Here is a 17851-nt window from a genome sequence, read left to right as displayed (position 1 = left end):
ATCCTGTGACGGCAGCCAAAATTGCTGGTGGAGTTGCTGCAGTGGGAATTGCAGGTTATCATTATGTGACAGGTAAGTGGTAAAAATTAAAGGAGAAATTGCTATGGAAAAATATATTTTAAAATTTGAAAAAATGACTAATACAGACTTGCAGGAAATTCAAGGGGGAGCATTACCTCTCCTTATCCCTATTGCCGCTGGTTTTGTTAAAGGATTTGTATATACTGGTGGAGCTATTCTGACAACTCGAGCACTCTTGTCAGGTAATTAGGAGTTTCTTATGAAACAATTCTTATTAGGTTTTGCTGAGGGTTATTTTATCGTATCGCTCATAATCTACATCGCAACGTATTTGATTTTGAGAAATCCAATCAATACCCTATTTTATCCAGAAATTTACCCCGTTTTATTTGGACTCTTTTATCTAGGATATAAGGTCAATAAAAAGTAGTTTAGAGTCTAAACATATAAAAAATATAAAAATATATAAAAATTGAGGAGAAAAAAAATGACAAATTTTGACAAAATGGAACAGAACTTTGTAGCTCTTACAGAAGAAGAGTTGATGGATGTGGATGGAGGAGCAATTCCTCTTGTAGCTTGGGCAATCGCTAATCCTGTGACGGCAGCCAAAATTGCTGGTGGAGTTGCTGCAGTGGGAATTGCAGGTTATCATTATGTGACAGGTAAGTGGTAAAAATTAAAGGAGAAATTGCTATGGAAAAATCTATTTTAAAATTTGAAAAAATGACTAATACAGACTTGCAGGAAATTCAAGGGGGAGCATTACCTCTCCTTATCCCTATTGCCGCTGGTTTTATTAAAGGATTTATATATACTGGTGGAGCTATTCTGACAACTCGAGCACTCTTGTCAGGTAATTAGGAGTTTCTTATGAAACAATTTTTATTAGGATTTGCTGAGGGTTATTTTACCGTATCGCTCATAATCTACATCGCAACGTATTTGATTTTGAAAAATCCGATCAATACCCTATTTTATCCAGAAATTTACCCCGTTTTATTTGGGCTCTTTTATCTAGGATATAAGGTCAATAAAAAGCAAGTAGAGTAAGCAGCTAAGAATGACTTGTTAGTCTGAGCTGAAAATGGCTAGGGTAGAATCTAAGAATGCATCACATTGGAGTTTAATATGAAATTCGTTAAATCAGTATTGAAAGTTTTGCCTGAAATCATGGTATTACTTAGTTCGATGTCTTATATAATCATCAGATTAGTAGCTGATATGAATAAAGTATCTTTACCTACTTGGTTTGATAGTTTCAATATACCAACGATTGCATTATTTATGATGGTCTTCATTCTTTTATACAGAAGTAAAGAAAAAAAGAATGGATAAATTTGAGGTAGTAGACGCTCTATAGTGAATAGGTGTCTTATAGTAACGAATCAAAAAAGGAGTAACTATGAATCGTAATTTAGAACGATGTTATCTATTCTGACTAGGAATAGATCATACCAAAGGTGGCTTAGAAATAACGGGGACATTGGAAATTGAAGTAACTTTAAATAGGATGTCGTAAATGTTGCTATCAATGATTTATTTGTCCCAAGCTTGCCTAGGGTGACAGTAAAACATCAATTTCCTTTCATACCATATTTTTAGTAGGTAGGACTTTTGTTCTGCCTATTTTTCGCCAAAAAAAGTGCAGTTGAGATGTTTATTTGGAGTTTTACATATATTTTTGATAAAATAGTTATAGAAATTAGGAGAGTTGAAGAAAAGAAATGAAGAAGGTTTTAAAATATTTTTTAGTATTTGTTTTTCTATTTTTGATGAATATTTTCATCTTTAAGATACTAGCAACCCTGGGATTTCAGCTGACAATGAGTGAAAAGAGTTATATTGTACCACCGCTGTTTTCGATTATCGTTTTATATATGGTTGACAAAAGAATTAGGAAGAAAAAGAAATAAATATATATTTTAGGTAGGACTTTTGTTCTGCCTATTTTTTTATCCTAAAAGTGCATTTGGGAGGGAGATAGGCGCATTTGGGGAGGAAGTCCAGTTTTTGTTTGGGGATTGGTGTAAGATAGTTATTATCAGATGAGTTTATACTCTTCGAAAATCAAATTCAAACCACGTCAACGTCGCCTTGCCGTATATATGTGACTGACTTCGTCAGTCCTATCTACAACCTCAAAACAGTGTTTTGAGCAGCCTGCGGCTAGTTTACTCTTTGATTTTCATTTAGTATTAGAAAAAGGAGATGAATATGAAATTTGGGAAACGTCACTATCGTCCGCAGGTGGATCAGATGGACTGCGGTGTAGCTTCATTAGCCATGGTTTTTGGCTACTATGGTAGTTATTATTCTTTGGCTCACTTGCGAGAATTGGCCAAGACAACCATGGATGGGACAACGGCTTTGGGCTTGGTCAAGGTGGCAGAGGAGATTGGCTTTGAGACGCGAGCAATTAAGGCGGATATGACGCTTTTTGACTTGCCAGATTTGACTTTTCCTTTTGTTGCTCATGTGCTTAAGGAAGGGAAATTGTTTCACTACTATGTGGTGATTGGGCAGGATAAGGATAGCATTCATATTGCCGACCCAGATCCTGGGGTGAAATTGACCAAACTGCCACGTGAGCGTTTTGCGGAAGAATGGACAGGAGTGACCCTTTTTATGGCACCTAGTCCAGACTACAAGCCTCATAAGGATCAAAAAAATGGACTTCTTTCCTTTATACCTATATTAGTGAAGCAGCGTGGCTTGATTGCCAATATCGTTTTGGCAACACTCTTGGTAACCTTGATTAACATTGTGGGTTCTTATTATTTGCAGTCTATCATTGATACCTATGTACCAGATCAGATGCGTTCGACGTTGGGGATTATTTCTATTGGGCTGGTCATCGTTTATATTCTCCAGCAGATCTTGTCTTATGCTCAGGAATATCTCTTACTTGTTTTGGGGCAACGCTTGTCGATTGATGTGATTTTGTCCTATATCAAGCATGTTTTTCACCTGCCTATGTCCTTTTTTGCGACACGTCGGACAGGGGAAATCGTGTCTCGTTTCACGGATGCTAATAGTATCATCGATGCGCTGGCTTCGACCATTCTTTCGATTTTCCTAGATGTATCAACGGTTGTCATTATTTCTCTTGTTTTATTTTCACAAAATACCAATCTCTTTTTCATGACTTTATTGGCACTTCCTATCTACACAGTGATTATCTTTGCATTTATGAAGCCGTTTGAAAAGATGAATCGGGACACCATGGAAGCCAATGCGGTGCTGTCTTCTTCTATCATTGAGGACATCAACGGTATTGAGACTATCAAGTCTTTGACCAGTGAAAGTCAGCGTTACCAAAAGATTGATAAGGAATTTGTAGCTTATCTGAAGAAATCCTTTACCTATAGTCGGGCAGAGAGTCAGCAAAAGGCTCTGAAAAAAGTTGCCCATCTCTTGCTCAATGTCGGTATTCTCTGGATGGGGGCTGTTCTGGTCATGGATGGCAAGATGAGTTTGGGGCAGTTGATTACCTATAATACCTTGCTGGTTTACTTTACAAATCCTTTGGAAAATATCATCAACCTGCAAACCAAGCTTCAGACAGCGCAGGTTGCCAATAACCGTCTAAATGAGGTTTATCTGGTAGCTTCTGAGTTTGAGGAGAAGAAAACAGTTGAGGATCTGAGCTTGATGAAGGGAGATATGACCTTCAAGCAGGTTTCCTACAAGTATGGCTATGGTCGAGATGTCTTATCAGATATCAATTTGACTATTCCGCAGGGTTCTAAGGTGACTTTTGTGGGGATTTCGGGGTCAGGTAAGACGACCTTGGCCAAGATGATGGTTAATTTTTACGACCCAAGTCAGGGAGAGATTAGTCTGGGTGGCGTCAATCTCAATCAGATTGATAAAAAGGCCTTGCGCCAGTATATCAACTATCTGCCTCAACAGCCCTATGTCTTTAACGGAACGATTTTGGACAATCTTCTTTTGGGAGCCAAGGAGGGAACGACTCAGGAGGATATCTTACGGGCGGTCGAATTGGCAGAGATTCGGGAGGATATTGAGCGCATGCCACTGAATTACCAGACAGAATTGACTTCGGACGGGGCAGGAATCTCAGGTGGTCAACGTCAGAGAATCGCTCTGGCGCGTGCTCTCTTGACGGATGCACCGGTCTTGATTTTGGATGAGGCGACCAGCAGTTTGGATATCTTGACAGAGAAGCGAATTGTCGATAATCTCATGGCTTTAGACAAGACTTTGATTTTCATTGCTCACCGCTTGACCATTGCTGAGCGGACAGAGAAGGTGGTTGTCTTGGATCAGGGCAAGATTGTTGAAGAAGGAAATCATACTGATTTACTTGCGCAGGGTGGCTTTTACGCCCATTTGGTGAATAGCTAGAAAGAGGAGAGGATGAAACCAGAATTTTTAGAAAGTGCGGAGTTTTATAATCGTCGTTACCATAATTTTTCCAGTCGGGTGATTGTCCCCATGTCCCTTCTGCTCGTGTTTTTGCTTGGCTTTGCAACATTTGCAGAGAAGGAGATAAGTTTGTCTACTAGAGCTACTGTTGAGCCTAGTCGAATCCTTGCAAATATCCAGTCAACTAGCAATAATCGCATTCTTGTCAATCATTTGGAAGAAAATAAGTTGGTTAAGAAGGGGGATTTGTTGGTTCAATACCAAGAAGGGGCGGAAGGTGTCCAAGCGGAGGCTTATGGCAGTCAGTTGGACATGCTCAAGGATCAAAAAAAGCAATTGGAGTATTTGCAAAAAAGTCTGCAAGAAGGGGAGAACCACTTTCCAGAGGAGGATAAATTTGGCTACCAAGCCACCTTTCGCGACTACATCAGTCAAGCAGGCAGTCTTAGGGCTAGTACATCGCAACAAAATGAGACCATTGCGTCCCAGAATGCAGCAGCTAGCCAAACCCAAGTCGAAATCGGCAACCTCATCAGTCAAACAGAGGCTAAAATTCGCGATTACCAGACAGCTAAGTCAGCTATTGAAACAGGTACTTCCTTGGCCAATCAGAATCTAGCCTACTCTCTCTACCAGTCCTACAAATCTCAGGGCGAGGAAAATCCGCAAGCTAAGGCCCAGGCTGTTGCGCAGGTTGAAGCACAGCTTTCTCAGTTAGAATCCAGTCTTGCTACTTACCGTGTCCAGTATGCAGGTTCAGGTACCCAGCAAGCCTATGCGTCAGGCTTAAGCAGTCAATTGGAATCCCTCAAATCACAACATTTGGCAAAGGTTGGTCAGGAATTGACCCTTCTAGACCAGAAAATTTTGGAGGCAGAATCGGGTAAGAAGGTTCAGGGAAATCTTTTAGACAAGGGGAAAATTACGGCGAGTGAGGATGGGGTGCTTCACCTTAATCCTGAGACTAGTGATTCTACTATGGTAGCAGAAGGTGCCTTACTAGCCCAACTTTATCCGTCCTTGGAAAAAGAAGGGAAAGCCAAACTAACAGCTTATCTTAGTTCAAAAGATGTAGCAAGGATTAAGGTCGGTGATTCTGTTCGCTATACTACGACTCATGATGCCAAGAATCAGCTTTTCCTAGATTCTACTATTACAAGTATTGATGCGACAGCTACTAAGACTGAAAAAGGGAATTTCTTTAAAATCGAGGCGGAGACTAATCTAACTTCTGAGCAGGCTGAAAAACTTCGTTACGGGATGGAAGGTCGCCTACAGATGATTACGGGCAAGAAAAGTTATCTACGTTATTATTTAGATCAATTTTTGAACAAAGAGTAATGTTCGTGTTTTTAGAGTTAAATGATTTTAAAACTGTGAGAAATATTCTTCTTGCGGTTTTTTCTTTATGATTTTTGAAGCCACTACGTTATTTATTCGGTTGAATTCTTGTAATTTTAGGTTTTTTATGGTAGAATGTGCTCAAGTAATACGAAAGGCGAACTTTAAAATGTCAAAACAATTGATCTATTCGGGAAAAGCTAAAGATATCTATACAACTGAGGATGAAAATCTTATTATTTCAACTTACAAGGACCAGGCGACTGCTTTTAATGGTGTTAAGAAGGAGCAGATTGCGGGCAAAGGAGTTTTGAATAATCAGATTTCATCTTTTATTTTTGAGAAATTAAATGCGGCTGGTGTGGCGACTCACTTTGTGGAGAAGCTTTCAGACACGGAACAACTCAATAAAAAGGTTAAGATTATTCCTTTGGAAGTCGTGCTACGCAACTACACGGCTGGTTCCTTTTCAAAACGTTTTGGTGTGGATGAGGGAATCGCCTTGGAGACTCCGATTGTTGAATTTTACTACAAAAATGATGATTTGGATGACCCATTTATTAATGACGAGCATGTGAAATTCCTACAGATTGCGGATGACCAGCAAATCTCCTACTTGAAGGAAGAAACGCGTCGTATCAATGAACTCTTGAAAGCCTGGTTCGCTGAGATTGGGCTTAAGTTGATTGACTTTAAGCTAGAGTTCGGTTTTGATAAGGATGGCAAGATTATCTTAGCAGACGAATTTTCACCAGATAACTGCCGCTTGTGGGATGCGGATGGTAACCACATGGATAAGGATGTTTTCCGTAGAGGATTGGGAGAACTAACCGACGTTTACGAGATTGTTTGGGAGAAATTGCAGGGGTTGGAATAATCTGTTAGCAACGGAAAACCTTCGTCTCTCAACTAAAAGGACTCAGGCTGAAAAGGTCCCCCAGACCTTTTCACTCCGTAGAGGATTGGGAGAACTAACCGACGTTTGTGAGATTGTTTGGGAAAAGTTACAGGGGTTGAAATAACAGCCTCAAGGCTGTTTAGGAACATTGCAAGAGCTGAAATAAAGGAATAAGAATTGATGGATAAACGTATTTTTGTTGAGAAAAAGGCTGATTTTCAGGTCAAGTCAGAGAGTTTGGTTAGAGAACTCCAGCATAACTTGGGACTTTCAAGCTTGAAAAGTATTCGCATCGTGCAAGTTTATGATGTATTTGACTTGGCAGAGGACTTGTTTGCGCCTGCAGAGAAACACATCTTCTCTGAGCAGGGAACCGATCATGTTTTGGACGAAGCGGCTGTACAGGCAGATCTTGCCAACTATGCTTTCTTTGCGATTGAAAGCCTACCAGGGCAGTTTGACCAGCGTGCAGCATCCTCACAGGAAGCCTTGCTTTTACTAGGAAGTTCGAGTGATGTAACGGTTAATACAGCCCAACTTTACTTGGTGAATAAAGATATTGATGCGACTGAGTTGAAAGCGGTCAAGAACTACTTGCTCAATCCAGTTGATTCTCGTTTCAAGGACATCACGATAGGGATTGCCAAGCAGGAATTTTCTGAGTCAGACAAGACTATTCCGAAATTGACTTTCTTTGAAAGCTATACGGCAGAAGACTTTGCTCGCTACAAGGCCGAGCAAGGGATGGCCATGGAAGTGGATGATTTGCTTTTTATCCAAGACTACTTCAAGTCAATCGGGCGCGTGCCAACTGAGACAGAGCTCAAGGTTTTGGATACTTACTGGTCTGACCACTGCCGTCATACGACTTTTGAGACAGAGTTGAAACACATCGACTTTTCAGCTTCTAAATTTCAAAAGCAATTGCAGTCAACCTATGACAAATATATCGCTATGCGCGATGAGTTGGGGCGTTCTGAAAAACCGCAAACCTTGATGGATATGGCGACTATTTTCGGTCGTTATGAGCGTGCTAATGGACGTTTGGATGATATGGAAGTGTCAGATGAAATCAATGCTTGCTCAGTCGAAATTGAAGTGGACGTTAATGGTGTGAAAGAGCCATGGCTTCTCATGTTTAAAAACGAAACCCACAACCACCCAACTGAGATTGAGCCATTTGGTGGGGCTGCTACCTGTATCGGTGGAGCCATTCGTGACCCATTGTCAGGTCGTTCTTATGTTTACCAAGCTATGCGTATCTCAGGTGCGGGTGATATTACAGCACCGATTTCGGAAACGCGTGCTGGGAAATTGCCACAACAGGTTATTTCTAAGACAGCGGCTCATGGCTATTCTTCATATGGTAACCAGATTGGGCTTGCGACGACCTACGTTCGTGAGTATTTCCATCCAGGCTTTGTAGCTAAACGCATGGAGCTAGGTGCTGTTGTCGGTGCGGCTCCCAAGGGCAATGTGGTCCGTGAAAAACCGAAAGCGGGTGATGTCATTATTCTCCTTGGAGGTAAGACTGGACGTGATGGTGTCGGTGGTGCGACAGGCTCTTCTAAGGTTCAAACGGTTGAGTCTGTGGAAACTGCTGGAGCTGAGGTTCAAAAAGGGAATGCCATCGAAGAACGCAAGATTCAACGCCTTTTCCGTAATGGCGATGTGACTCGTTTTATCAAAAAATCAAATGATTTTGGCGCTGGTGGTGTCTGTGTAGCCATCGGTGAATTGGCAGACGGTCTTGAAATTGACCTCAACAAGGTGCCTCTTAAATACCAGGGCTTGAATGGTACCGAAATTGCCATCTCTGAATCACAAGAACGGATGGCAGTCGTGGTTCGTCCTGAAGACGTAGATGCCTTCGTTGCTGAATGTAATAAAGAGAATATTGATGCTGTTGTGGTGGCGACAGTGACTAAAAAACCAAATCTAGTCATGCACTGGAATGGTGAAACCATTGTCGACTTGGAACGTCGTTTCCTTGACACCAATGGTGTGCGTGTGGTCGTTGATGCAAAGGTGGTGGACAAGGATGTCAAACTCCCAGAAGAGCGTACAACAAGCGCTGACACACTTGAAGCAGATACCCTTGCGGTTCTGTCTGATTTGAACCATGCGAGTCAAAAAGGCTTGCAGACCATCTTTGACTGCTCGGTCGGTCGCTCAACGGTCAATCACCCACTTGGTGGTCGTTACCAACTCACACCAACTGAGGCATCTGTGCAGAAATTACCAGTTCAACACGGTGTGACTCATACTGCGTCAGTCATGGCTCAAGGATTCAACCCATATGTAGCTGAATGGTCTCCATACCACGGTGCTGCCTATGCGGTGATCGAAGCGACAGCTCGTTTGGTGGCTGCTGGTGCCAACTGGTCTAAGGCTCGCTTCTCTTACCAAGAGTATTTCGAGCGCATGGACAAACAAGCTGAGCGTTTTGGTCAGCCAGTAGCAGCTCTCCTAGGCTCTATCGAAGCTCAGATTCAGCTTGGTTTGCCATCTATCGGTGGGAAGGACTCTATGTCTGGTACCTTTGAAGAATTAACTGTGCCACCAACTTTGGTAGCCTTTGGGGTGACGACGGCAGATAGCCGTAAGGTGCTTTCGCCAGAGTTCAAGAATGCTGGTGAAAACATCTACTACATCCCAGGTCAAGCTCTTGCTGCAGAGATTGATTTTGACTTGATTAAGTCTAACTTTGCTCAGTTTGAAGCCCTTCAAAAGGCTCACAAAGTAACAGCAGCTTCAGCTGTTAAATACGGTGGTGTGCTTGAAAGTTTGGCCCTTGCTACCTTTGGAAATCATATCGGTGCAGAAGTAACCTTGCCTGAACTTGAAACGGCTTTGACAGCTCAATTGGGCGGATTTGTCTTCACATCTCCTGAAGAAATTGCTGGAGTAGAGAAAATCGGTCAAACGAAAGCAGACTTTACACTCCTTGTCAACGGTGTGAAGCTAGATGGACAGAAACTTGACAGTGCCTTCCAAGGCAAACTGGAGGAAGTTTACCCAACAGAATTTGCTCAAGCGAAAGAACTGGCTGAAGTACCAGCTGTGGTATCAGATGTTGTGATTAAAGCCAGAGAAAAGGTTGAAAAACCTGTGGTTTACATCCCAGTATTCCCAGGAACCAACTCAGAATATGACTCAGCAAAGGCCTTTGAGAAAGAAGGTGCAGAAGTTAACTTGGTGCCATTTGTGACCTTGAATGAAGAAGCTATTGTCAAGTCAGTCGAAACTATGGTTGACAACATCAGTAAAGCTAACATTCTCTTTTTTGCCGGTGGATTCTCAGCTGCGGACGAGCCAGATGGTTCAGCCAAGTTTATTGTCAATATTCTGCTTAATGAAAAAGTGCGTGTAGCTATTGATAGCTTTATCGCTCGTGGTGGCTTGATTATCGGTATCTGTAATGGATTCCAGGCCTTGGTCAAATCAGGTCTTCTTCCATACGGGAACTTCGAAGATGCCAGCAGTACTAGTCCAACCCTCTTCTACAATGATGCCAACCAGCACGTGGCCAAGATGGTGGAAACTCGGATTGCCAATACCAACTCGCCATGGTTGGCTGGAGTAGAAGTGGGCGATATCCACGCTATTCCTGTTTCGCACGGTGAAGGGAAGTTTGTCGTGACGGCTGAGGAATTTGCGGAGCTCCGTGACAATGGTCAAATCTTTAGCCAATACGTTGACTTTGATGGAAAACCAAGTATGGACTCTAAGTACAATCCGAATGGTTCTGTTCATGCCATCGAAGGAATTACCAGCAAGAATGGTCAAATCATCGGTAAGATGGGCCACTCAGAACGTTATGAAGACGGTCTTTTCCAAAACATCCCAGGAAATAAAGACCAGCACCTGTTCGCGTCAGCGGTTAAATACTTTACTGGAAAATAAGACTTGCAGATGTTCTAATAGATAGTATCAGTAATGTAAAAGTCATGTAGATTTAGCTCTTGGTGCTACACAAATAAAAATTAGGTATATAAAATGACATACGAAGTAAAATCTCTTAATGAAGAATGTGGTGTTTTCGGTATCTGGGGACATCCAGATGCTGCTAAATTGACCTATTTTGGTCTCCATAGTCTTCAGCACCGTGGTCAGGAGGGGGCAGGAATCCTCTCCAATGATCAGGGACAATTGAAGCGCCATCGTGACATGGGGCTTTTATCAGAAGTCTTCAGAAATCCTGCTAACTTAGATAAATTGACAGGAACTGGTGCGATTGGTCACGTGCGTTATGCGACTGCTGGCGAAGCTTCTGTAGATAACATCCAGCCTTTCCTCTTTCGATTCCATGATATGCAGTTTGGTTTGGCTCATAATGGAAATCTGACCAATGCAGCCTCTCTCAAGAAAGAACTGGAACAAAGAGGCGCGATTTTCAGCGCGACTTCGGACTCGGAAATCTTGGCTCATCTCATTCGTCGCAGTCATAATCCTAGCCTGATGGGCAAAATCAAGGAAGCGCTCAGCCTTGTCAAAGGTGGTTTTGCCTATATCTTGCTGTTTGAAGACAAGTTGATTGCGGCTCTTGACCCAAATGGTTTCCGTCCCCTTTCTATCGGGAAAATGGCCAACGGAGCGGTGGTTGTTTCCTCTGAAACCTGTGCTTTTGAGGTTATTGGTGCTGAATGGATTCGTGATTTGAAGCCAGGTGAGATTGTGATTATTGATGACAAGGGCATCCAGTATGATAGCTATACGGATGATACTCAGTTAGCAATCTGTTCTATGGAGTATATTTATTTTGCTCGCCCTGATTCTAATATCCACGGTGTCAATGTCCATACGGCTCGCAAACGTATGGGTGCCCAATTGGCGCGTGAATTCAAGCATGAGGCGGATATCGTGGTCGGTGTGCCCAATTCTTCCCTCAGCGCGGCTATGGGATTTGCGGAAGAGTCCGGGCTACCAAATGAAATGGGCCTCATCAAGAATCAATACACCCAACGCACCTTTATCCAACCGACTCAAGAATTGCGGGAGCAAGGGGTGCGGATGAAACTCTCTGCTGTTTCAGGCGTTGTAAAAGGCAAGCGTGTGGTTATGATTGATGACTCTATTGTACGTGGAACAACCTCTCGTCGAATCGTTCAGCTCTTGAAAGAAGCTGGTGCGACTGAGGTTCACGTTGCCATTGGTAGTCCAGCGCTAGCTTATCCATGTTTCTACGGGATTGATATCCAAACCCGTCAGGAGCTGATTGCGGCCAATCATACGGTTGAAGAAACGCGTCAAATCATTGGTGCGGACAGTCTGACCTATCTTTCTGTTGAGGGGTTGATTGATTCAATTGGTATTGAAACAGATGCACCAAATGGTGGTCTTTGCGTGGCTTATTTTGATGGTGACTATCCAACACCTCTCTATGACTACGAGGAAGATTATCGTCGAAGTTTGGAAGAAAAGACTAGTTTTTACAAATAGACAATAGATCCTCCATTAAAGAAAAGGAATATAAAAATGACAAATAAAAATGCTTATGCTCCACGTCTCACTACTGACTAAAAGCTAAAGCATTTGTCAGTAGAGACGCTTTCTCCTGTGGGGCAAAGCTAGAACCCTGACTAGTATTTTTATACTCTTCGAAAATCAAATTCAAACCACGTCAGCTTCACCTTGCCGTACCCAAGTACAGCCTGCGGCTAGCTTCCTAGTTTGCTCTTTGATTTTCATTGAGTATTAGATAAAATAATTGTTTATCTAAAAATACGTCGCAGTCTTTCCCAAAAAAAGAAAAGGAAAAATAAAATGGCAAATAAAAATGCGTACGCTCAATCTGGTGTGGATGTTGAAGCGGGTTATGAAGTTGTTGAACGGATTAAAAAGCACGTGGCTCGTACGGAGCGTGCAGGTGTCATGGGAGCTCTGGGTGGCTTTGGTGGTATGTTTGACCTTTCAAAGACTGGGGTTAAAGAACCCGTCTTGATTTCAGGAACTGATGGTGTCGGAACCAAGCTCATGTTGGCTATCAAGTACGACAAGCATGACACGATTGGGCAGGACTGTGTGGCCATGTGTGTCAATGATATCATCGCTGCAGGTGCGGAGCCTCTCTATTTCCTCGACTATGTGGCGACAGGGAAGAATGAACCAGCTAAGCTAGAACAAGTGGTTGCTGGTGTGGCAGAAGGTTGTGTGCAGGCAGGCGCTGCCCTCATCGGTGGGGAAACAGCTGAAATGCCGGGCATGTACGGCGAAGATGACTATGACTTGGCTGGTTTTGCGATCGGGGTGGCTGAAAAATCTCAAATTATTGACGGCTCAAAGGTGGCAGAGGGAGATATTCTGCTCGGACTTGCTTCAAGTGGGATTCACTCCAATGGTTACTCACTCGTCCGTCGTGTCTTTGCGGACTATACAGGTGAGGAAGTCTTGCCAGAATTGGAAGGCAAGCAACTCAAAGAAGTCCTTCTTGAGCCGACTCGTATCTATGTCAAGGCTGTCTTGCCGATCATCAAAGAAGAGTTGGTCAACGGCATTGCCCACATCACTGGTGGTGGCTTTATCGAAAATGTCCCTCGCATGTTTGCAGCTGAATTGGCTGCTGAGATTGAAGAAGACAAAGTTCCAGTCTTGCCAATCTTCAAAGCTCTTGAAAAATATGGTAAAATCAAACATGAAGAAATGTTTGAAATCTTCAATATGGGTGTGGGGCTCATGCTGGCAGTTAGCCCTGAAAATGTAAGTCGTGTCAAGGAATTGTTGGATGAACCAGTCTATGAAATTGGTCGTATCGTCAAGAAAGAAAACGAAAGTGTCATCATCAAATGAAAAAAATAGCGGTTTTTGCCTCTGGTAATGGCTCAAATTTTCAGGTGATAGCGGAACGATTTCCAGTAGAGTTTGTCTTTTCAGACCATCGTGACGCCTATGTGCTCGAACGTGCAGACAAGCTCGGCGTTCTGTCCTATGCTTTTGAACTCAAGGAGTTTGAGAGCAAGGTAGACTACGAAGCGGCCCTTGTCGAACTCTTGGAAGAACACCAGATTGACTTGGTTTGTCTAGCAGGCTACATGAAAATCGTTGGACCAACCTTATTAGCAGCTTATGAAGGCCGGATTATCAACATTCATCCAGCCTACCTGCCAGAATTTTCAGGAGCTCATGGGATTGAGGATGCTTGGACTGCTGGCGTTGCTGAGAGCGGCGTGACCATTCACTGGGTAGATTCTGGTGTGGACACTGGTAAGATCATCAAACAAGTACGTGTGCCACGGCTGGCTGATGATACGATTGACAGTTTTGAAGAACGTATTCATGAAGCAGAGTATAAGTTGTATCCAGAGGTGCTGGATAGTTTGGGAGTAGGGAGAAGATAAGAAGTAAATCAAATTTTGATTGTGCAATCTTGCTAGGAGAAAAAATGATTGAGATAAAATTAGTAGATGAGAGTAGTTTTCAGGCAGTGCTGGATTTGAAAATATCTGAAGCTGATGAACGAGCACGTTTCGTGTCTCCAAATGTACGCTCTTTAGCTGACGCATGGCTCTACCGAGAGAATGGGGATGTGTTTCCAATGGCAATTTATTGGAATGAGCTTGTAGTTGGTTTTCTCCTGTTGGAAATAGATAAGGATGAAGCGGAATACTTTATCTGGCGGATAATGATTGGCCAGCAGTACCAAGGAAGAGGTTATGGACGAAAAGCCGTGGAATTTCTGATCAAAAAGGCTCAGATGGATAGCACTTGCAATCATATTATCGCAGATTATGTGGTTGGAAATGAAAAAATGAAGCACCTGTTGACTAGTTTGGGTTTTCAGGAAACAGGATTTATAGAAGAAAATAATGAAGTTGCTATGCGCTTGGACCTAAAGAAAGAGGAATAGAATGACGAAAAAAGCTTTAATCAGTGTCTCAAACAAAGAGGGCATTGTTGAATTTGCCCAAGAACTTAAAAAAACTCGGTTGGGACATCATCTCAACAGGTGGAACCAAGGTTGCCCTTGATAATGCTGGGGTGAGCACCATTGCCATTGATGATTCATATGATATCTTTGATTCAAAATTGGAGTCAGTGATTGTTGAAGACGGCTTCAAACGGAGGTATTTGTAATGTTAGAATCTAAAAAAACAACTCGATATGTATTTTATGTCTATCTGATGTTATTAACTTGGGGAATCTTATTTAAGTTTGAGACCAATCCTGAATTTATAGCATTTTTCTTAGCTCCAAGGTATATCAATTGGATTCCATTTTCAGAACCACTAATAGTAGATGGAAAAATTGTTTTTGCTGAAATGTTATTTAATCTGATTTCCTTTATTCCATTAGGTGTTTGTTTCCCTCTGATAAAAACTAATTTATCTAGTTTAAGAATAGTCGGGACAGGTTTCTTGATTGGTTTATTGTTTGAGTGCTTACAGTATATTTTAGCAATAGGTATAACAGATATAACGGATTTGGCTTTAAATACGCTAGGTGTTTGTGTAGGCTTACTGATTTATCAAATGTTTATAAGAGTGTTCAAATCACAGACTAGAAAATGGATCAATATCTTAGGTATGCTTAGCCTTGGTTTTGCTTATCTTGTTTTACTGTTACTGCATTTAATTGGTGTTTAACTAATGATTAAAAAGGAGAATATAATGACTAAACGCGCCTTAATCAGCGTCTCAGACAAAGTGGGCATTGTTGAATTTGCCCAAGAACTTAAAAAACTTGGTTGGGATATTATCTCGACAGGTGGGACAAAGGTTGCCCTTGACGATGCTGGGATAGAGACTATTGCCATCGATGACGTGACTGGTTTTCCAGAGATGATGGACGGTCGCGTCAAGACTCTTCACCCAAATATCCATGGTGGGCTCCTCGCTCGTCGTGACTTGGATAGCCACCTAGAGGCTGCTAAGGAGAACCAAATTGAGCTTATTGACCTTGTTGTGGTCAACCTCTATCCATTCAAGGAAACCATTCTCAAACCAGATGTGACTTATGCTGATGCGGTGGAGAATATCGATATCGGTGGGCCATCTATGCTTCGTTCAGCAGCTAAAAACCATGCCAGCGTGACGGTTGTGGTAGACCCTGCTGACTATGCAGTGGTTTTGGATGAGTTGTCAGCCACAGGTGAAACTACTTATGAAACTCGCCAACGTTTGGCAGCTAAAGTTTTCCGTCACACAGCGGCTTATGACGCCTTGATTGCAGAGTATTTCACAGCTCAAGTGGGTGAAAGCAAACCTGAAAAGCTCACTTTAACCTATGATCTCAAACAAGCTATGCGTTACGGTGAGAACCCTCAACAAGACGCGGATTTCTACCAAAAAGCTTTGCCAACAGACTACTCGATTGCTTCGGCTAAACAGCTCAATGGGAAAGAATTGTCATTCAATAATATCCGTGACGCTGATGCGGCCATTCGTATCATCCGTGACTTTAAAGACCGTCCAACCGTTGTGGCTCTCAAACACATGAACCCATGTGGAATCGGTCAGGCTGATGACATCGAGACTGCTTGGGACTACGCTTATGAGTCTGACCTAGTGTCTATCTTTGGTGGGATTGTCGTTCTCAACCGTGAGGTGGATGCTGCGACAGCTGAGAAGATGCATGGAGTTTTCCTTGAAATCATCATTGCACCAAGCTATACGGATGAGGCGCTAGCCATTTTGACCAACAAAAAGAAAAACTTGCGTATCCTTGCCTTGCCATTTGATGCTCAAGAGGCTAGTGAAGTGGAAGCAGAATACACAGGTGTAGTTGGTGGACTTCTGGTGCAAAACCAAGATGTGGTCAAGGAAAGCCCAGCCGATTGGCAAGTGGTGACCAAACGCCAACCAACTGAGACAGAAACGACAGCTCTTGAGTTCGCTTGGAAGGCTATCAAGTACGTCAAATCAAACGGTATCATCATCACCAATGAGCACATGACACTGGGTGTTGGCCCAGGTCAGACTAACCGTGTGGCTTCTGTTCGTATTGCCATTGACCAAGCCAAAGACCGTCTTGACGGCGCTGTGCTTGCTTCGGATGCCTTCTTCCCATTTGCGGATAATGTGGAAGAAATCGCCAAAGCAGGTATCAAGGCCATCATCCAGCCCGGTGGATCGGTCCGTGACCAAGAGTCTATCGAAGCCGCTGACAAATATGGCCTGACTATGGTCTTCACAGGCGTGAGACATTTTAGACATTGAAAAATGAGGTTTATAGAAGAACCTGGTATTTTTATATAATTAGGTAAATCAATAGAATGGAGAAGTTAAGATGTCGTTAAATATAGGGATGTCATTATCAGGACCAACCATTGGAATTAGTCCAGATTTTAGAGAATTTATAAATGTTATAAATAAAAAGAGATATATCAGAAAAAGCAGGATTGATAATATACATTTTCCTTTTGCGGGTCAAAGTACTATGTCATGGGAACTTAGAGGTGATTACAAGCATGGTTTTTATGCCTTCTCTTCGATAGCATTCGAAGGAGAATTTGGACCAAATCCAGATGTATTTATGCTTTTTTCAAAGAATGATAATCTGATAGAATTTAATAGTAAAGAGCATTCGCTAAATGATGATGATTTAACAGTGGTTAAACTAAAGAAAAATATTTTTAAAAATAACAAGTATGAATATGGAATTGAAAAAGAGCTTAATTATTATTCTAATAGTGAATCAGAGTATGATATTCGTCCGTTCATTATTGTTGTATTTGGCGAAGATTCGTTAGGATTTGCTACTATTACATTGATAAACAAAAGTTCAAGTACGGCAAATTCAAATGGATTTATTGGGGGAACAATGCCAGGAACGGGAGTAAGCCCTTTTCAACCTCAGGCAAGAAAATTAGTGTGGCCAACTGGCAAAGATTTATTACGTACATTAAAGGAGCCTCAAACGGGTCGTTCTTTTAGGTTAGATAAAGAACAGGTTGATAATATTTTAAATTTGAAAAGGTATTTTATTAATTTATTGGAACCGAACATTGCTAAAGTGTTGAAAGAGGAATATATAACGGAGTGAGACATTTTAGACATTAAGAACGTAAAGAGTCTGGGATAAAAGTCTAACCTTAAATATAAAAAGCGAACAAAACAAGTTATCTGACACTCAGAATTCTGTCTTGTTCGCTTTTTTGTCTAATCTATCGATTTTTAAAATTTATAATAAAGAATTCCTAAAATCAAAATCTTTTTGTCCCAGACTCTTTTTTGCGTAAAAATGCGGAGTGAAACAAGATTA

The 17851-nt window shown here is 42.0% G+C and carries 18 protein-coding genes and 1 pseudogene; all 19 read left to right on the top strand.

Translation table 11 applies throughout. The features are described 5' to 3' along the window. Nucleotides 1–103: 103 nt before the first annotated feature. The 19 genes and pseudogenes from KV696_RS07845 (at nucleotide 104) to KV696_RS07765 (ending at nucleotide 17632) form a co-directional block, all read left to right on the top strand. Nucleotides 104–271 carry a class IIb bacteriocin, lactobin A/cerein 7B family gene (locus KV696_RS07845; protein WP_219967312.1) on the top strand — a complete coding sequence of 56 codons (168 nt, stop codon included), beginning with the start codon at nucleotides 104–106 and terminating at the stop codon, nucleotides 269–271. A 9-nt stretch (nucleotides 272–280) separates the two neighbouring features. Next, nucleotides 281–451, top strand: a complete 171-nt coding sequence (locus tag KV696_RS07840; protein WP_218757514.1) for a hypothetical protein — start codon at nucleotides 281–283, stop codon at nucleotides 449–451. A gap of 57 nt (nucleotides 452–508) precedes the next feature. Then, nucleotides 509–697, top strand: coding sequence for a class IIb bacteriocin, lactobin A/cerein 7B family (locus KV696_RS07835; RefSeq protein WP_117306116.1), 189 nt, complete (start codon nucleotides 509–511; stop codon nucleotides 695–697). 20 nt (nucleotides 698–717) lie between these two features. Beyond that, complete coding sequence (locus tag KV696_RS07830) at nucleotides 718–885, top strand: class IIb bacteriocin, lactobin A/cerein 7B family (RefSeq protein ID WP_219967311.1); 168 nt, start codon at nucleotides 718–720, stop codon at nucleotides 883–885. Nucleotides 886–894: 9 nt separating this feature from the next. Next, nucleotides 895–1074 (top strand): hypothetical protein, encoded by a 180-nt coding sequence (locus tag KV696_RS07825; RefSeq protein WP_173275159.1) that lies wholly within the window; start codon nucleotides 895–897, stop codon nucleotides 1072–1074. 674 nt (nucleotides 1075–1748) lie between these two features. Continuing rightward, the gene (locus KV696_RS10090) at nucleotides 1749–1937 is read left to right on the top strand and encodes a hypothetical protein (protein WP_258318581.1); all 189 of its coding nucleotides are present in this window, start codon (nucleotides 1749–1751) and stop codon (nucleotides 1935–1937) included. 301 nt (nucleotides 1938–2238) lie between these two features. Then, entirely contained in the window at nucleotides 2239–4392 is a 2154-nt protein-coding gene (comA, locus tag KV696_RS07820; RefSeq protein ID WP_219967310.1) for a peptide cleavage/export ABC transporter, read from the top strand. 12 nt (nucleotides 4393–4404) lie between these two features. Then, entirely contained in the window at nucleotides 4405–5754 is a 1350-nt protein-coding gene (comB, locus tag KV696_RS07815) for an HlyD family secretion protein (RefSeq protein ID WP_219967309.1), read from the top strand. Between the two features lie 169 nt (nucleotides 5755–5923). Next, nucleotides 5924–6631 carry a phosphoribosylaminoimidazolesuccinocarboxamide synthase gene (purC, locus tag KV696_RS07810; RefSeq protein ID WP_219967308.1) on the top strand — a complete coding sequence of 236 codons (708 nt, stop codon included), beginning with the start codon at nucleotides 5924–5926 and terminating at the stop codon, nucleotides 6629–6631. A 1-nt stretch (nucleotide 6632) separates the two neighbouring features. Beyond that, on the top strand, nucleotides 6633–6776 hold the full coding sequence (locus KV696_RS10370; protein WP_309147684.1) for a phosphoribosylaminoimidazolesuccinocarboxamide synthase: 144 nt from the start codon (nucleotides 6633–6635) through the stop codon (nucleotides 6774–6776). 56 nt (nucleotides 6777–6832) lie between these two features. Then, nucleotides 6833–10558 (top strand): phosphoribosylformylglycinamidine synthase, encoded by a 3726-nt coding sequence (locus KV696_RS07805; RefSeq protein ID WP_219967307.1) that lies wholly within the window; start codon nucleotides 6833–6835, stop codon nucleotides 10556–10558. A gap of 93 nt (nucleotides 10559–10651) precedes the next feature. Beyond that, on the top strand, nucleotides 10652–12094 hold the full coding sequence (gene purF, locus KV696_RS07800; RefSeq protein ID WP_049552331.1) for an amidophosphoribosyltransferase: 1443 nt from the start codon (nucleotides 10652–10654) through the stop codon (nucleotides 12092–12094). Between the two features lie 324 nt (nucleotides 12095–12418). After that, entirely contained in the window at nucleotides 12419–13441 is a 1023-nt protein-coding gene (purM, locus tag KV696_RS07795; RefSeq protein ID WP_219967306.1) for a phosphoribosylformylglycinamidine cyclo-ligase, read from the top strand. Further along, on the top strand, nucleotides 13438–13989 hold the full coding sequence (gene purN, locus KV696_RS07790) for a phosphoribosylglycinamide formyltransferase (RefSeq protein ID WP_219967305.1): 552 nt from the start codon (nucleotides 13438–13440) through the stop codon (nucleotides 13987–13989). Before purM ends, purN begins: the two co-directional genes overlap by 4 nt. A gap of 44 nt (nucleotides 13990–14033) precedes the next feature. Then, complete coding sequence (locus KV696_RS07785) at nucleotides 14034–14498, top strand: GNAT family N-acetyltransferase (protein ID WP_000569798.1); 465 nt, start codon at nucleotides 14034–14036, stop codon at nucleotides 14496–14498. A gap of 1 nt (nucleotide 14499) precedes the next feature. After that, nucleotides 14500–14653 (top strand): annotated as a pseudogene (locus KV696_RS07780) (bifunctional phosphoribosylaminoimidazolecarboxamide formyltransferase/IMP cyclohydrolase); the annotation flags it as partial. A gap of 71 nt (nucleotides 14654–14724) precedes the next feature. After that, nucleotides 14725–15234, top strand: coding sequence for a VanZ family protein (locus KV696_RS07775; protein ID WP_219967304.1), 510 nt, complete (start codon nucleotides 14725–14727; stop codon nucleotides 15232–15234). A 24-nt stretch (nucleotides 15235–15258) separates the two neighbouring features. Further along, complete coding sequence (gene purH, locus KV696_RS07770; RefSeq protein ID WP_219967303.1) at nucleotides 15259–16806, top strand: bifunctional phosphoribosylaminoimidazolecarboxamide formyltransferase/IMP cyclohydrolase; 1548 nt, start codon at nucleotides 15259–15261, stop codon at nucleotides 16804–16806. A gap of 70 nt (nucleotides 16807–16876) precedes the next feature. Continuing rightward, the gene (locus KV696_RS07765; RefSeq protein WP_033675672.1) at nucleotides 16877–17632 is read left to right on the top strand and encodes a hypothetical protein; all 756 of its coding nucleotides are present in this window, start codon (nucleotides 16877–16879) and stop codon (nucleotides 17630–17632) included. Nucleotides 17633–17851 lie beyond the last annotated feature (219 nt).

The sequence above is a fragment of the Streptococcus humanilactis genome, assembly GCF_019448275.1.
GTDB classification, from domain to species: Bacteria; Bacillota; Bacilli; order Lactobacillales; family Streptococcaceae; genus Streptococcus; species Streptococcus humanilactis.
The sequence above is the reverse complement of the archived record's forward strand: the minus strand, read 5'-3'. Positions and strand labels throughout refer to the sequence as shown.

What these genes read in the sequence shown, in the direction of transcription:
- KV696_RS07845 (WP_219967312.1), top strand. Translation starts at nt 104, where the DNA reads ATGGAAAAATATATTTTAAAATTTGAAAAAATGACTAATACAGACTTG.
- KV696_RS07840 (WP_218757514.1), top strand. Translation starts at nt 281, where the DNA reads ATGAAACAATTCTTATTAGGTTTTGCTGAGGGTTATTTTATCGTATCG.
- KV696_RS07835 (WP_117306116.1), top strand. Translation starts at nt 509, where the DNA reads ATGACAAATTTTGACAAAATGGAACAGAACTTTGTAGCTCTTACAGAA.
- KV696_RS07830 (WP_219967311.1), top strand. Translation starts at nt 718, where the DNA reads ATGGAAAAATCTATTTTAAAATTTGAAAAAATGACTAATACAGACTTG.
- KV696_RS07825 (WP_173275159.1), top strand. Translation starts at nt 895, where the DNA reads ATGAAACAATTTTTATTAGGATTTGCTGAGGGTTATTTTACCGTATCG.
- KV696_RS10090 (WP_258318581.1), top strand. Translation starts at nt 1,749, where the DNA reads ATGAAGAAGGTTTTAAAATATTTTTTAGTATTTGTTTTTCTATTTTTG.
- comA (WP_219967310.1), top strand. Translation starts at nt 2,239, where the DNA reads ATGAAATTTGGGAAACGTCACTATCGTCCGCAGGTGGATCAGATGGAC.
- comB (WP_219967309.1), top strand. Translation starts at nt 4,405, where the DNA reads ATGAAACCAGAATTTTTAGAAAGTGCGGAGTTTTATAATCGTCGTTAC.
- purC (WP_219967308.1), top strand. Translation starts at nt 5,924, where the DNA reads ATGTCAAAACAATTGATCTATTCGGGAAAAGCTAAAGATATCTATACA.
- KV696_RS07805 (WP_219967307.1), top strand. Translation starts at nt 6,833, where the DNA reads ATGGATAAACGTATTTTTGTTGAGAAAAAGGCTGATTTTCAGGTCAAG.
- purF (WP_049552331.1), top strand. Translation starts at nt 10,652, where the DNA reads ATGACATACGAAGTAAAATCTCTTAATGAAGAATGTGGTGTTTTCGGT.
- purM (WP_219967306.1), top strand. Translation starts at nt 12,419, where the DNA reads ATGGCAAATAAAAATGCGTACGCTCAATCTGGTGTGGATGTTGAAGCG.
- purN (WP_219967305.1), top strand. Translation starts at nt 13,438, where the DNA reads ATGAAAAAAATAGCGGTTTTTGCCTCTGGTAATGGCTCAAATTTTCAG.
- KV696_RS07785 (WP_000569798.1), top strand. Translation starts at nt 14,034, where the DNA reads ATGATTGAGATAAAATTAGTAGATGAGAGTAGTTTTCAGGCAGTGCTG.
- KV696_RS07775 (WP_219967304.1), top strand. Translation starts at nt 14,725, where the DNA reads ATGTTAGAATCTAAAAAAACAACTCGATATGTATTTTATGTCTATCTG.
- purH (WP_219967303.1), top strand. Translation starts at nt 15,259, where the DNA reads ATGACTAAACGCGCCTTAATCAGCGTCTCAGACAAAGTGGGCATTGTT.
- KV696_RS07765 (WP_033675672.1), top strand. Translation starts at nt 16,877, where the DNA reads ATGTCGTTAAATATAGGGATGTCATTATCAGGACCAACCATTGGAATT.